Below are 15,002 nucleotides of genomic sequence, written 5' to 3'. Positions count from 1 at the left end.
ATAAAGGGACGTGCAGGAATGGAGGATTATTATGATTATAACAATTGCCAGACAATGTGGATGTGAAGGGGACGAAGTAGGAAGAAAATTGTCAGAGATTTATGGCATCCCGTGTTATTCCAAAAAAGAACTGATAGAGCTTGCAAAAGAGAAAAAAGTGTATGACAAATATCCATTTTATTTTGGGGAACGCCAGGTGGATGATATGATGAGTATGGTTGCGGACGATATGAATTTAAAGGTGCGTGAGACACCGAAAAAAGCATTGTCAGCACTGTTTGAGGATCAGCCGTGTATCGTAATCGGCCGTGCATCGGATTATGCATATAAAGAACATCCGGATGCTGTACGCATCTTCCTGTGTGGGGACAAGAAAACAAGAATCTCCAAAATTGCAAAGAAACATCAGGTATCCGAATTAAAAGCCAAAATGATCGTGGATGACACAGACCGCCGGAGAAAGCAGTATCATAATTATTATTCCGGGGAAACCTGGGGATTGGCGGACAATTATGATCTGTGTTTAGATGAGTGCAAACTTGGCATTGACGGCGTGGCAGCAGTTGTTTCCGCATATATTGGCCAGATAAACGGGAAAGACTGATAAAAGAATGCAGGCCTGATGTAAAATCAGGCAGAAAGTGTTGGTATATCATGGCATATTATTTAGCAGAAGGTGCGATCGTAAAAGGTGATGTCACGATCGGCGAAGATTCAGGAATATGGTATCATGCGACGGTCCGGGGCGATACGGAAAAGATCACGATCGGAAGTCGAACTAATATACAGGATAATGCAGTTCTTCATGTTGGAGCCGGGCATGCGCTTACCATTGGGGATGATGTGACGATCGGGCACAGTGCAATCGTGCACGGATGTACGGTTGGAAATAATACATTGATTGGAATGGGAGCAATTATTTTAAATGGAGCGGTGATCGGCAATAACTGTATCATTGGGGCCGGGGCGCTTGTGACACAGAATATGGAGATCCCGGATGGCAGCCTTGCATTTGGAAATCCGGCGAAGATAAAAAGAAAACTTACGGAAGAGGAGATTGCCTCAAACCGTGACAATGCCTTATTATATGTGAAAGAAGCAAAAGATCAGCTGATGCAGATGTGATCAGAAATGGGGAGTACTATGGGAGAACAGGAGTTTTGGAATGGAAAAGAACGTTTCTTTTCAGACATCATAAATCGGGTGAATGATCTTTTGTCAGATGCATATCTGTTAATTACGAATAGGAACAGTCATGTTACTATGATTCCGGAAAAGACGGCGGCTTTTTTTGAGATGCAGGCGGGATATGTAAAAGATTTTTATCAGATATTACTGGATCATGTGCATCCGGATGACAGGCCGGAATATTTACAGGCAATGGAGAAACGCCTTCTGGGACAGAAACTTTCGGATGAGCTTTATATCCGTTTGAAAAATAAAGATCATTATGATATGTTTGGATTTTTCATGAGTGTGGTAAAAGAAGATGGAAACGAATATCTGTTGCATATTCTGGTCAATCAGAATGTGATCCCTGAGATTGATGCGCTGACAGATCTGTATGGACAGAAGAAGTTTGAGAAAGATGTGGAAGGATATATCAGAACCGGCAGAAAGGTGGCTGTTTTGGAGGTTGAGATCGATCACATGGCGGACATCAATATTTTATATGGGGCGAATTATACAGACCGTCTGCAGCGGGAGATCGCACACCATTTTATCTATATGATGGATGAAAATAAAGCGGTTTATCATATGAATAACTCCAATTGTGCATTTATTTTAAGGGATGCGGATCGGGTGGACGCAGGAATTTTCCTGGAGGAAGTAAGGAAAAATCTTGAGAAAAATATCACGTTAAACGGACGTCATTTTGAGTTGAAACTCTATGCTGCAGGTCTGATGTTAGAAAATTATAGCGGAGAGACCATGACAGTGCAGAGTAAATTAGAATACACATTAGAGAAAGCGCGTTCCGCCAGAAATCATAAACTTGTGTTCTTTAATGATATCGTAAAGACAAATGGTGGTGTAAATCTGGATTTTATGAAAATCATCCATCAGTCGGTGCTGGACGGTTGTGACGGCTTTTATGTGGAATATCAGCCAATCGTGACATCGGAAGGTGGAAAAATCGCAGGGGCGGAGGCACTGGTAAGATGGAAAAAGGAACCTTACGGGGCAGTTCCTCCGGGGCTGTTTATCGACTGGATTGAGGATAATCCGTGCATGTATGATCTTGGAAATTATGTGCTGGCAGAGGCATTGAAAAACAGTGCAGAGTTTATAAAAATTAATCCGGATTTTTTTATCAATGTAAATGTGTCTGCAAAACAGTTAGAACAAAAATCATTTCGGGATGTTGTACTTTCGCTGTTAAAAGAAAATGATTATCCGCCAAACCATCTTTGTTTAGAAATCACAGAACGCTGCAGGCAGCTTCCGATTGATGTGATCAATGAAGAAGTATGTTTTCTCCAGCAGTATGGGATCCATTTTGCGATGGATGATTACGGAACGGGAAATGCGTCTTCAAGTATCGTCTTAGGTGTGCCGATGAATGAGATCAAGATCGATATGAGTTTTATCAAAGGAATCCTGAATAATGAAAAACAGCAGATGCTGGTAAAGAATATAGTCAATTTTGCGAGATCAACAAACATGAAAAGCTGTATCGAGGGCGTGGAAGATAAATCCCTGCAGGATTATCTGAGGAGTTTCGGGGCAACCTGGTTTCAGGGATATTATTATTCCAAACCGGTTGGTGAAGAACAGTTAAAGAAACTATTACTTGAAGAGATGTACAACAAAAAGGATGCTTCCTAGTTTACAGGATGCATCCTTTTTGTCAGTATACGATTCTTATGTATTTCAATAAAAAGCAGTAAACTTTAACTTATTCTGCAATTGCATCGAGTGCCTGGGAAATATCTGCGATCAGATCCTCTTTATCCTCGAGTCCAAGGCTGATACGGACAAGTTCAGCCGGAACGCCGGCTTCTTTCAACTGCTCGTCAGTCATCTGGCGATGTGTGGAGGTTGCCGGATTCAGACAGCAGGTTCTTGCGTCAGCCACATGTGTCTCGATTGCTCCAAGTTTCAGATTCTGCATAAATGTGGATGCAGCGGCACGTCCGCCTTTTAAACCGAAGGAAACAACGCCACAGCCGCCGTTTGGCAGATATTTTTTTGCACGTTCATAATATTTATTGGAAGGAAGTCCCGGATAGTTGACATAGGCAATCTTTGGGTGCTGATCTAAAAATTCAGCAACAGCCTGACCGTTTTCTACATGTTTTGGCATACGGACATGCAGGGACTCCAGACCGAGATTTAAAATAAAGGCACTCTGTGGGGACTGCATGCAGCCAAAGTCACGCATCAGCTGTGCAGTACATTTTGTAATGAAGGCACCTTCTTTACCGAATTTTTCTGCGTAGGTGATTCCATGATAGCTTTCATCCGGAGTACACAGTCCCGGATATTTATCAGCGTGAGCCATCCAGTCAAATTTACCGCTGTCCACGATCGCTCCGCCTAAGGCAGCTCCGTGACCATCCATATATTTGGTCGTGGAGTGGGTTACGATGTCAGCACCCCATTCAAACGGACGGCAGTTGACCGGGGTAGGGAACGTATTGTCCATCACAAGCGGAACGCCGTGTGCATGAGCCACTTTTGCAAACAGTTCGATATCTAAAACAGTGAGTGCAGGGTTGGCAATCGTTTCGCCGAACATCAGCTTTGTATTTGGCTTAAATGCGGCATTTAACTCTTCTTCGGAAGCATCCGGGGAAACAAATGTGGTCGTGATCCCCATCTTTGCCATGGTAACGGCAAGCAGGTTGAAGGTTCCGCCATAGATAGAGGAGGAAGCAACGATGTGATCGCCGCATTCGCAGATGTTGAACATGGCAAGAAAATTGGCTGCCTGTCCGGAAGAAGTCAGCATTGCAGCCGAACCGCCTTCCATAGCTGCAATCTTTGCAGCGACGATATCGTTGGTAGGATTCTGAAGGCGGCTGTAAAAATAACCATCTGCCTCTAAATCAAAAAGTTTTCCCATATCCTCGCTGGTACTGTATTTAAAAGTGGTAGACTGGATGATCGGCACCTGTCTCGGTTCTCCATTGCCAGGTGTGTAACCTGCCTGCACACATTTTGTCCCCATTCTGTATTCACTCATAGTAATCTAATCCTCCGTTTCTGCATTGTTTTATAAAAACAGCTGCATTAAAAATTCCTTCGCGATTCATCACATTAGTAAGAAAAAGCGCATAAAAATATCGTATCATTCATAGGAAGATTTTACAAGGGAATATCTTTTGATTTTAAAAAATTTGTGATACAGTAAGGAAGAAAAAATATAGAGCATGTCAGGTTTGAATAAAAAGAGAGAAGTGTGATTGAACTATGAAATTGCAACCATTCCAGACATTAAAACATTATGATAAGAAAAATTTTCCGAAGGATATCCTTGCGGGAATCATTATCATGGCAGTTTCCATTCCGATTTCCATGGGATATGCGCAGATCGCAGGGCTTCCGGCAGTTTACGGACTGTATGGTTCGGTGTTCCCGATCATTCTATTCGGATTATTTTCCACGTCACCACAGTTTATTTTTGGTGTGGATGCAGCTCCGGCTGCGCTGGTCGGATCTGCCATCGTCGGACTTGGAATCGAAAGTGGCACAAAAGAAGCCATGGCGGCAGTTCCGGTGCTGACTTTTTTTGTAGCATTGTGGCTGCTGGCGTTTTATTTTATGAAGGCAGGAAAACTGGTCAATTTTATCTCCGCACCGGTTATGGGGGGATTTATCACCGGAATCTGCACGACGATCATACTGATGCAGGTGCCAAAACTGATGGGCGGAACGGCAGGAGTCGGGGAACTTTTTGAACTGGCAGAGCACATTGCAGAAACTTTAAAAACGATCAATCTGCCCTCCCTTGTGATCGGGCTTACCGCGCTTTTTATTCTTCTGGTATCAAAAAAAGTGATGCCAAAGTTTCCGATGGCAGTTGCACTGATGGCAGCAGGCGCACTTATGACACGCTTTCTGCCGGTCAGGGAGTGGGGGGTGCAGACACTTGCAGCAGTAGAACCTGGCATGCCAGAATGGAGCATACCGGATTTTTCTGCAATCGCACCAAAGGATGCGATCATCACCAGTCTGTCAGTCGCTGTTGTCATTATGGCGGAAACTTTGCTGGCTGAGAATAGTTTTGCACAGAAAAATGGTTACAAGATCGATGATAATCAGGAAATTTTTGCATTTTCCATGGGCAACTTTGTGGCGGCATTTACCGGCTGCTGTCTGATCAACGGTTCAGTATCGCGCAGTGCAATGGGCGAACAGTATCAGGCAAAGACACAGCTTACCGGTATTGTGGCTGGGCTATCAATGATCATTCTTCTCCTCTGTGGAACCGGTTTTATCGGGTATCTGCCGATCCCGGTGCTGACGGCGATCGTGATCTCGGCACTGCTTGGGGCAACGGAGTTTGAACTTGCGGTCAGATTGTGGAAAGTCAGCCGGACGGAGTGTTTCATTTTTATAGGTGCATTTTTTGGTGTATTGATGCTTGGCACGATTAACGGCGTTCTGATCGGAATTATCCTTTCTTTTACGGAAATGATCATCCGTACTTCAAAACCGGCAAGATGTTTTCTGGGAATCCAGCCGGGGCATCAGCATTTTAGAGATCTGCGGGAAGGCAGCCAGATCCATGCGGTGGAGGGAGTTTTGATTTACCGTTTCAGCAGCAATTTGTTTTTTGCCAATATCGGGGTGCTGCAAAAGGATATCGAGGAGCATATCAAAGATGACACGAAAGCAGTCGTTCTGGATGCCGGAGGAATCGGAAGTCTGGATATCACAGCGGCAGACCGTCTGGAGATCCTGTACAAATCTTTGAAGAAAAAAGGAATCCGTTTCTATATGACAGAGCACATCGCAGACGTGAATGAGCAGCTTCGAAAATTAGGCCTTGGCTATCTCATCGAGGAAGGCTGTGTGCGGAGAACCATACATATCGCGTTAAAAGATATGGGAATCAACAGACCGTATCCTCTTGAGGGCGGCGTGGATAATGAGGAGCGCAGCGCATCGAGAAAACGTGCGGATAACCGTGTGCAGGAATTTGTCTGGGCGTTTGGTTCGGAAACGGAAGAAGAAATCGAAAGACAGATTGTGCTGCAGATTGAGCAGTTAAAAAAGACTGGGGATGTCGAAAATCTGTTTCATGGCCGCTGGGCACACATGGAGGCACTTGATGAGGATGAATGGCTGGAACATTTAGAGGAGCACTTAAAGGAAATCGTCAATATTTCCGGCAAGGATGAAATGACATTAGCGGGCAAACTGGAGGCGCACCGGAAAGAAGTGCATGACCGTATCGCAAAAGAACATCCGGAGCTGGCAGAGCGTTTTAAGGAGCGCAGGCATCTTCTGGATGAGCATTTAAAAGAGCACAGACCGGAGGTGTATGAGCTGGTGTTAGAGCTGAGAGAAAAAAGGAAAGAGTAGAAAATAAAGATACTTTTTAGGCAGAGATGTAAGAAAAACATTTCTGTCTATTTTTTTACTTAAAAATGTACATGGACATTATGTGTCCGTGTGGTCTGCTAGAATGAGGATATCAAAAAACAAGGGAGGAAAATGAGATGGAAAAGAGAGAAGAAAAAAACAAACTTCCATTGATAATAGGTGGAGTGGCAGCAGCGGTTGCAGTGATAATTGTTATTTTATTTGTGGTACCGGGTAAGAATCATACGGATACGGATCTGGCAAAAGTTGTGGAATTAAGTTCTTTTACAAATGGTTTTGCAGACTGGGAAGCAGATGGATTTGAAGAAAGTGTAAAGACGGATATTACCGTACCATATCCGGTAACCAATACCGACACCAATACTTATGCAGTATATATTGGAACAGGAAAAATAAACGCAGGTGTGATCATGCAGCGAGATGAAGCAGTCATTGCAGACTGGGACTGGCTGATGAATGCACAGCCGGATCCGGATACGCAGGAGTATTATTTTAACTGTACACTTACTTATGCGAATCAGATGGTTGGTGATTCAAAGCTGCCGCTTTTTGTGATCAGTGATGTGAAAGATCTTAACAGTGGTGCATCAGCCCAGAATGAAGTACAAAGTCAGGACGAGGTAAAAAAACAGAATGAAAATAAAAATATGAAAGAACAGCAGGAGCCGGCGGAGATCGATATAGCAGAGTATGTTGGTGGTAAGATGGATGATCTGCTGCAGGTGTGTGACATGTTATCCGCAGATGACAGTGAAACTTACAGTGACGGGTCAGAAGATATCATAGTGAAAGTAAATGATGGGATGATCAGTGGTTTTAAGTTAGAAACGGAAAAATATCCGGTAAATTTTGCAGGAACTTCCATTGGTGATGATTTTATAGATATTTCAGATGAAGAATTGGCAAAATACGGATACAGTTATTACGGTGATGATGGATATGAAACCGTATATTCATATAAAGATCAGATGGCGGGTGTCATGTTTGAAAATGATGAAAGCGGCGTAATTACAGGAATCTACTGGGTAAGTAACATGATGGATGTGATAAATGACTCAGAGGCAGATACAGAAAGCGATACCGGTCAGGTACAGTATGCGCAGGGAGAAGTAGAAAATTTTGCCGGAGAATATCAGGGAAGTGATGCGGTCACGCTCTACATTTCACTTGGAACAGAAGTATCCATCAGTGAGCAGCAGGGTGGAGATACAGTGGGAACAATTTCTATCAGTACCACAATGGGGACGATGGAAGCAGAATTATGGAAACAGGATATCAATGAATATGCCATTTATCAGGAAAAAGGAAATGCAGTGATCGGTAGAATGACAGTGTTGGAAGATGCGGTGATTGTTACAGATTCAACGGGATTTGATGGGACGTATCAGCTGTTGACGAGATATGAGTCGTAAAAAAGTGTGTTTATTCAGATATAAAATAATGAAGATATGTTGGAGGATTGATTATGAGCGAAGAGAAAGTGATTGAAATTAAGGCATTGTCACCGGAAGAGAATCCAGCTGGCAAAGAAATGGAAACGGCAGATTCAGAGGAAAAAAGTATTTATGATCTTCTGGAAGAGGATATTATGAGCTCAGATATCGATGACGGTGAAAAGACAAAAAGACTGTCGAGATTATTAAAAATCCGGGGGAAAAAAGTAAATATTATGCTAACAGGGGCAACAAGTAGCGGAAAAAGTTCTACGATCAATGCATTGTTCCATATGGAAGTCGCAAAAGTAGGGGTGGGGGTAGATCCGGAGACAACCTGTATAGATAAGTATGAGCTGGATAATCTGATTATCTGGGATACACCGGGGCTTGGAGATGGTGTGGAAAATGATGAAAAAATCACCAGAGACATCATAAAGAAATTAAATGAGATGGACGAAGAGTGCAATCCTCTGATAGATATGGTTGTCGTAATCTTGGATGCGTCATCGAAAGATCTGGGTACGTCGTATGATCTGATCAACAAAGTACTGGTTCCATGTCTAGGTGAGGAAGCTGCAAAGGAGAGAATTCTGATTGCGCTGAATCAATCTGATATTGCAATGAAGGGGACACACTGGAATGCAGAACGGAATGAACCGGACGAAGTCTTAAAAGAGTTTTTAAAGAAAAAAGCTGATTCAGTGCATAAAAGGATCAAAGAGGGAACCGGACTTGATATCAAACCCATCTGTTATTGTGCAGGCTACAAGGAAGAAAATGGGGAACAGAGAAACCCATATAATCTCACCAAACTTTTGTATTATATTGTAAAAGCGATCCCGAAAGAAAAAAGGCTGGCGCTTGCCGATAACATCAATGATACGGAAGACAACTGGTTGTATGATGACAAGGAAAGCAATTACTGTGGAGAGGTGGAGAGTGAATTTTGTGATACGGTATGGGAGTGTATCTCTGGCGGTGTTGATACAGGCTGCGCGATAGGTGCGGCAATCATGGGAATACCAGGAGAAATTGTAGGTGGAATGGTAGGCGGAGCTGTGGGAGCAATTAAAGGAATTTTTTCTTCTATTTTTGGATAAATGCAATGAGCAGGTAGGGATACCTGCTCATTGATTATCAAAATAAGTTATACGAAAATTAAAATATAACAAAATTTCAAGAGATTCAAGTGTATTTATTGCTATTTGACAGACAATTAAATATAATAAAGAGTAGTTTTTAACTACATTAAATATACAAAAGAATGGAGAGCAGATGATGGAGAAAGTACGAAAGGCATTGGAAGAGCTCAAAAAGATAAATGCTGCATATGGGATTTCAACAGAAAATATTTTACGGATGCAGGAAGAAATTCAGGATGCAAAAGTTTGTACACCTGTTATTGGAAAATTTAGTTCTGGGAAAAGTGCACTGGTAAATACAATTCTTGGATACAGCAGAAAGATGTTAAAAGAAGATATTACACCGGAGACAGCAATCCCGACGGAAATTGTTTATACAGAATTAGATGAGATGTTCATGATTTTTCTAAATGATGACACATGTATGAATAAGCCAATAGAAGATTTCAGGGAATACGAGGCTGATGCAAAGACTGTAAAAAATGTCAGAGTTATGCTCAAAAATAACAACCTGGAAAGAATACCGGATGTTATGTTGGTAGATATGCCTGGGTTTGAGTCGGGATTTGAGATACATAATAAAGCAATTGATGATTACCTGCCGCAAAGTCTTGCATATATTGTTACATTTCCAGCAGATGATATGATCGTAAGAAGCAGTATTGGTGAAATATTAAAAGAACTGTGTCTGCATGATATGCCATTATGTATTGTGATCACGAAATATGATAAAGCAAATGATGATTTTGAACTTGTTTTTGAGAAAATGAAAGAGAGTTTAAGACGTTATGTTGGGGATAGGGAAATTGAGTATTGCATTACCAGCAGCCGTGACGGAGAGGTGAGGAATCTGGAAGAATTTCTTCTCCATATTCAGGAACAGTCGCAGGATATTCTTGCAGATAAATATAAAAAACTGGTCTTGCCGATTATAGAAACTACAGAAAACTATCTGAATACTCTGTTAAATGGAAGCCTGTTATCGGAGTCAGAACTGGATGAGAAAGAGGAAAAACTCCATAGACAATTATCCTCCCTCGATGAAAAATTTTCACATGAGCAGGAAGATTTTGAACTGGAAATTTCCGAGTTTGTAGAGGACATAAAGAATGATGTTCAAAGAGCTATGGAGGCAGATGAGACTACCCTGGTTGCAATGATCATGAATGGACAGAGCATCAGTGATCATCTTAATTCGGTTGTCCGTAATGCAGTCACGGTAAGTGTAAAGAAAAATTTTATTCCTAAGGTGGAAAAATATCTGAAAAGAGTTGCAAAGACGATCGACAGTGAGTCGATCGGGGATGTACATATTTCTTTTTCATTTGATACAGACAAGATCAATAAGGGAATGGTATCTAATGTGGTGGCTGTCGCAGCAACAGCGCTGTTAGTAAACCCGTTACTTGGAATTGTGGTTGGAATATTTGCAAAAGTCAGAAGGGATAGAAAGCGCGAGGAGGCAAAACAGGAGATACGAATGAAACTTAGGAATGAAGTGTTTCCAAAAGTAATTGATGATGTTGCAAAAGGTATTGAGACAACAATTACAAAACAGATCCGGCTTGTGAATATATCCATAGAAGACGAATTGAAAAATCAAAGAGATACGCTTGAAAAGGCAATGGCTGATGTGAGAACTAAAATGAATGAGGAACGGGAACACAAAGAAAATTTAGAAGCAGACATAAAAATGGATTTAGAGAGAATTGGGGAGATAAAAGATGGCTTACGATGAAGAAGTATATGAAAAACTGATGGCGAACTTTACTTTGCTCTGCAATATTATAAGACAGAATAATGGAAATCAGTTAAAGGTTGATTTATCTAAAATTGAGGAAATCATCAATAAAAAGATCCCGGATACGTTAAAGAAAAATGCACCGGAAGATTTTTATGAATTATATACAGACTTTAAATCAGAGTATGAGAAGTTCAGGGATTTTATTCTTTATGATAAATTGATCGGCAAAAATATAGTCGCTCTTGGCGGAGGGTTTTCCAGCGGAAAGTCCAGCTTTTTAAATGCACTGATGGGAAAATTAGTCCTCCCGGCAGACATTGATCCATCAACCTCAGTTCCGACCTATATTGTAAAAGGTAAAAAACACGAAGTGATGGGAATTAATGTGTTTGATGCCAAGGTATCGATGCAGCCGAGAGACATAAAAAAAATAGCACATGGTTTTGGAGAACTGGAGGATGAAGAGGATGAGAAGGTGACAGATGCGGTGACACTTGGTCATGTACTGGAAAATATCTTTTTCTCAACTCCATTACATAAATACGGCAATATTGCCTTTTTAGATACACCTGGATATTCCAAGCCCGATTCGGAAAAATATTCGGCAAAAACGGATGAGCAGATTGCAAGAGGACAGCTCAATTCCAGCAACTATATCTTGTGGTTTGTGCAGGCAGATGCGGGAACGATTACGGAGGAGGACATTAAGTTTATCAAAACACTCCGTGAAGATATCCCGAAACTTATAATTGTAAATAAGGCAGATAAGAAAAACCTGAAAGATCTGCAGTCCATCATGGAAAAAATCAAAGCTACATTGGATTTAAGAGGCATCCGGTATGTGGATGTATTTGCATTTACCAGCAAGTTAGAACAGGTGGAAGATGAAAAACTGCAAAAGTTTATTGAGAATGACACAGAGAAGATAAAAAAGCAGATTGTGAAGTGGAACAATCATATTTACGAATCCAATTTTGCCAGGAATTTCAAGGTACTGTTTGTGCGCTGTAAGGAATTTTATGAGGATGAGATCGATGAGGAAGGCAGAAAACTGACACGATTAAATACGTCAATCACAAAATTATCCGCAGAAGATATTGACAGTGAGATATTAGAACCATTGCAGCTTATGGTAAAAGATGCGCAGAAGAATGTAAATGAATTAAAAGATATTAGTAAAAAATTAAAAGAACTCCAGGACGAATTTTTTACGGAGATTAAATATATATCGGATATTGTGGGAATTGCAATGCCGGAGCCGTCAGAGATAGATCTTCTTACAGATAAAGTGAAGAATCCGCTTCAGCTGCTTGAAGAATATAAGAAGGCGAAGGGGATCAGGACAGACAGTTCGATCACAGATATGCTCTGCAATATGTTTGAGGGAGTGAAGCCGGTTATTAATAAAAAAGCCGGGGGCAGTGAGTATGCAAAAGAACTGGCAGATGTCATGATGGAGGTATGTGATATCACACCGGAACAGATTCATATCAATGATGTGTATAAAAATTCTAAAGAGTATGCAGAATTGATGAAACAGAATTAGGAGATGTGACAATGGATGAATTTAATGAGAGATTAGAGAAAATACGTGGACTGCTTGTGAAAATGAAGGCAAAAGAATATGCGGTTACAAACGAAACACTGAGCGGATTGGATGAATATGTAAAAAAATTGTACTTAAAACTTTTAGGTACAGTCATTCAGTATAAAAATGATCCATCCGATATGCAGATTTTATATTTAAACAGAATTGCCTGTGGGATGGGAGCAGAGGAACCGGTAGAAGAATTGATGCGAATGGCACTTGAGATATCGGAGACAGATGTGCAGGAGTTTTTATCTGTGGTAAAGGAAAAAAATATTAAATTTTATTTTGCCTTAGATGGTCTGCTTTTGTTAAAAATGGGAAATGAAGAAAAGGTAAATTATGAATATTTTGGGGAATTGCTCGAACTTTGCGATGTGACAAAAAATGATATTGGATCTGTAAGCCTGATTGCAAAGTCAGTGCTTTTACAGGAGTCATCTTATTATGATGAGGCGAAAAAATGGATTAAAGAATATGCCGGAACATATGATTTTTTACCTTATATTAAATCGTATTATGTCGGAGCAATTGTTGATCTTCGGGATGAAAAGAGATATTCTTCCCCGGATGTGGATCAGGTGTATGATATTTCATTTCCAACTCTGCATGAGGAGAAGAGGGTAGTATTTGAGAATTTGAATATCCATCTGAATGAGGAATGGATATTTGAGGGGTGTGGAGAGGTTGTGTTTCGAAATTGTAAAATGTATGGGGAGAAGAAACATTTTACGATGTATAATGTTAATAATGTAGTATTTGAAAATTGCGTGTGTGAGAATTTTGGTAATCGTGTAGCGATTATAAGTCATGTGGATAGCATTATAGTTAGGAAGTGTGAGTTTAAAAATTGCGGGTATATTTATGATTATAACCAGAGAGATAAGGAAGATACAGCTAGAGATGAATTATGGGACGGCGGTGTATTTTGGCTTTTGTTAGATAATGATGAGAATGGTGTAGTTGAATTTACAGGAAATACCATTACAAAATGCTATATTGGTGCAGTAAATGCTGCTAGTACGGATGTCAAAAATGGGTCTTTTTTGGGAATTACTGCGCTTAATCCGTGGGTGGGTTGGGCAAAGATGGAGAGGTTTATTTTAAAAGATAATGTGTTTCATAATTGTACTCGAATAGGTGTGAGACGTAAAAAAGATGCTGTGATAGCAGGATTCTTTTATTCAAATAATATAGAAGAAGAAAATAATCAATGTACTGGAGATATAACTCAAATATTTGAAAAAGACAAAGATTCTTATATTCCTCCAAAGTTTTGAGGTAAACCAAATTGAAAAGCATATTAGACATACAACAGGAAGTCCGTAAACTGGAGAATAAAAATGATCAATTTCGATATTGAAGAGATGGAACAAAGCTCAGAAAAAGCAGAGATTGACTATAAAAAGAACGTGGATCAAAGAAATCAGGGAGTGAGTATGAATTTTACAGACATACAGGTAGAATTAAGGGAAATTGAAGCGCGTATAGAGCAGCTTCATTCAGAGATTGAAAAAATGAAACCGCAGGCAGAGGAAGAACAGAAGGAAAATTATGCAGCCATTACAAGACTGGCATATCAGCATCCGGTTAAGAATGAAACATTTTTAAAAACCACGGAGCATGTGAAAAAAATGACGATTGGCAGTCTTTCTTATTTTTTTGTGGCAGATAAACAGGATATTTATGACAGAATGCTGTATCTGTGCAGGTTGTCAAAAGGAATCGGGCTGGAATGGTCTGCGGAGGATATCTATAAGGAGGGACTTGGATTTGATGAGCGGGATATGGGTAATCTCTGCAGGGATCTTTGGGATGATAAATATGCCTATCTGACAGAAGCATTTATGATAGCAGGATTGTCAGAAGATGTGAGAAATTTCATGCCGGTTGTTGCAGATCTTGCACAGATGTTTGATTGTGACAAGGAAGAAATCCGGGTTATTGCACAGGTTGCAAAAAGTGTGCTGGAAGATAATACAGATATATTAAATGAAATTCAGGTAACTGTACCGGAACGCTGGTGTGGCCAGTTCAGGGATTATATTCCATATAAGTGGATCATAGATCAGAGAATAAAATGTGATGAGATCTGTACGGTTCGCTGGATGGGTAAAGACGAAAGTGATGAAGAGTATGAAGCTAAAAGCAATACAAATAAAACGATACCAGGAAGTACAGGAGAAAAGCAGGAAAGTAGAAAAAGGCAGCCGGCAACTGTAAAAATGCAATTGGAGAATGGAAACCTTGTAAAAAAAGGGGATTGTATTCTTGAGTATGATAAACTGTCTGTTTTTAGGGAGACAAAACAAGATTTGTTTAGGAGTTCAGAAATAAAAACAAAGAAACAGACAAAAAAGATTTTAGCTCCCTGTGATGGCATAGTGTATTATGTGGATTTTGAAAAAAAGAGCAGGATAGAGGGGAAAATGGATCACTATATGGCAATCTATGTGGTATCTTATTTTGATGACTATGACAGTTTTTTGTATGCAGTTCAGGGTTAATAAAAAAGCGTGTATATAAAATATTTTGCA

At 40.4% G+C, this 15,002-nt stretch carries 11 protein-coding genes; 10 read left to right on the top strand and 1 reads right to left on the bottom strand.

Annotation, left to right across the window (positions count from 1 at the left end; genetic code table 11):
- Positions 1-31: 31 nt before the first annotated feature.
- Genes RIL182_RS17845 through RIL182_RS17835 form a run of 3 tightly spaced genes read left to right on the top strand, consistent with a single transcriptional unit; the run spans position 32 to position 2,829 of the window.
- Positions 32-604, top strand: coding sequence for a cytidylate kinase-like family protein (locus tag RIL182_RS17845; protein WP_006856217.1), 573 nt, complete (start codon positions 32-34; stop codon positions 602-604).
- Between the two features lie 50 nt (positions 605-654).
- Positions 655-1,125 carry a gamma carbonic anhydrase family protein gene (locus RIL182_RS17840; RefSeq protein ID WP_006856218.1) on the top strand — a complete coding sequence of 157 codons (471 nt, stop codon included), beginning with the start codon at positions 655-657 and terminating at the stop codon, positions 1,123-1,125.
- 6 nt (positions 1,126-1,131) lie between these two features.
- Positions 1,132-2,829: a sensor domain-containing phosphodiesterase gene (locus RIL182_RS17835; RefSeq protein WP_006856219.1), complete on the top strand. Its 1,698-nt coding sequence runs from the start codon at positions 1,132-1,134 to the stop codon at positions 2,827-2,829.
- Positions 2,830-2,899: 70 nt separating this feature from the next.
- Here the strand turns inward: RIL182_RS17835 and RIL182_RS17830 are convergent, their stop codons facing one another.
- A complete protein-coding gene (locus RIL182_RS17830; RefSeq protein WP_006856220.1) occupies positions 2,900-4,189 on the bottom strand; it encodes an O-acetylhomoserine aminocarboxypropyltransferase/cysteine synthase family protein in 1,290 nt (429 codons plus the stop codon).
- 227 nt (positions 4,190-4,416) lie between these two features.
- On the opposite strand from RIL182_RS17830, the gene RIL182_RS17825 reads away from it, so the two are divergent.
- The 7 genes from RIL182_RS17825 (at position 4,417) to RIL182_RS17795 (ending at position 14,972) form a co-directional block, all read left to right on the top strand.
- Positions 4,417-6,534, top strand: coding sequence for a SulP family inorganic anion transporter (locus RIL182_RS17825; protein WP_006856221.1), 2,118 nt, complete (start codon positions 4,417-4,419; stop codon positions 6,532-6,534).
- A 137-nt stretch (positions 6,535-6,671) separates the two neighbouring features.
- Entirely contained in the window at positions 6,672-7,967 is a 1,296-nt protein-coding gene (locus RIL182_RS17820; protein WP_006856222.1) for a hypothetical protein, read from the top strand.
- Between the two features lie 53 nt (positions 7,968-8,020).
- On the top strand, positions 8,021-9,091 hold the full coding sequence (locus RIL182_RS17815; RefSeq protein WP_006856223.1) for a GTPase family protein: 1,071 nt from the start codon (positions 8,021-8,023) through the stop codon (positions 9,089-9,091).
- 175 nt (positions 9,092-9,266) lie between these two features.
- A complete protein-coding gene (locus tag RIL182_RS17810) occupies positions 9,267-10,871 on the top strand; it encodes a dynamin family protein (protein ID WP_006856224.1) in 1,605 nt (534 codons plus the stop codon).
- Positions 10,858-12,423: a dynamin family protein gene (locus tag RIL182_RS17805; protein ID WP_006856225.1), complete on the top strand. Its 1,566-nt coding sequence runs from the start codon at positions 10,858-10,860 to the stop codon at positions 12,421-12,423. The genes RIL182_RS17810 and RIL182_RS17805 overlap by 14 nt, the downstream gene beginning before the upstream one ends.
- 11 nt (positions 12,424-12,434) lie before the next feature.
- Positions 12,435-13,745 (top strand): right-handed parallel beta-helix repeat-containing protein, encoded by a 1,311-nt coding sequence (locus RIL182_RS17800; protein ID WP_006856226.1) that lies wholly within the window; start codon positions 12,435-12,437, stop codon positions 13,743-13,745.
- A gap of 63 nt (positions 13,746-13,808) precedes the next feature.
- Complete coding sequence (locus tag RIL182_RS17795; protein ID WP_006856227.1) at positions 13,809-14,972, top strand: hypothetical protein; 1,164 nt, start codon at positions 13,809-13,811, stop codon at positions 14,970-14,972.
- The last annotated feature ends 30 nt before the right edge of the window (positions 14,973-15,002 follow it).

This window comes from Roseburia intestinalis L1-82 (assembly GCF_900537995.1).
GTDB classification, from domain to species: domain Bacteria; phylum Bacillota; class Clostridia; order Lachnospirales; family Lachnospiraceae; genus Roseburia; species Roseburia intestinalis.
The sequence above is the reverse complement of the archived record's forward strand: the minus strand, read 5'-3'. Positions and strand labels throughout refer to the sequence as shown.